The 377-nt window shown below is 53.6% G+C and carries 1 pseudogene; it reads right to left on the bottom strand.

The window, feature by feature from the left end:
- Positions 1-200: pseudogene (locus NCT32_RS37120) on the bottom strand (IS5/IS1182 family transposase); the annotation flags it as partial.
- Positions 201-377: the final 177 nt, after the last annotated feature.

Raw genomic sequence — 377 nt, 5'->3', positions numbered from 1 at the left:
TTGAGCAAGGTCGATGGGTGATATGCCGGCCTGCCCACCAAGGAGGGCGTGGCCCGCTCGAAGCCAAGACCTACTAGATCAAGCTCGTCAACAAAGACGTCCACCACTCGTACGGTGTTATCAGCATCGACGTAGTCGTCGAGACACTCAGGTAGCAGTGCGACTTGATCTCGTGCCGCGCTTTCAATAAATCGCTTCATGGGCCACCATCGAAAGACGTGTTGACTAACTATAGGCAATCAACACGTTTTTACACAGCCTCGGTCGACAGCAGCCGTGCCGATTCGTACAAATCGGCGTCCTGCGGCTACGTTGTAGAACGCAGATAGGCGTCCAGTATCTCCAAATGCAATTCGCAGATTTTCGCCCGATCAGAC

This window comes from Caballeronia sp. INML2 (assembly GCF_023631365.1).
Lineage (GTDB): Bacteria > Pseudomonadota > Gammaproteobacteria > Burkholderiales > Burkholderiaceae > Caballeronia > Caballeronia turbans.
The sequence above is the reverse complement of the archived record's forward strand: the minus strand, read 5'-3'. Positions and strand labels throughout refer to the sequence as shown.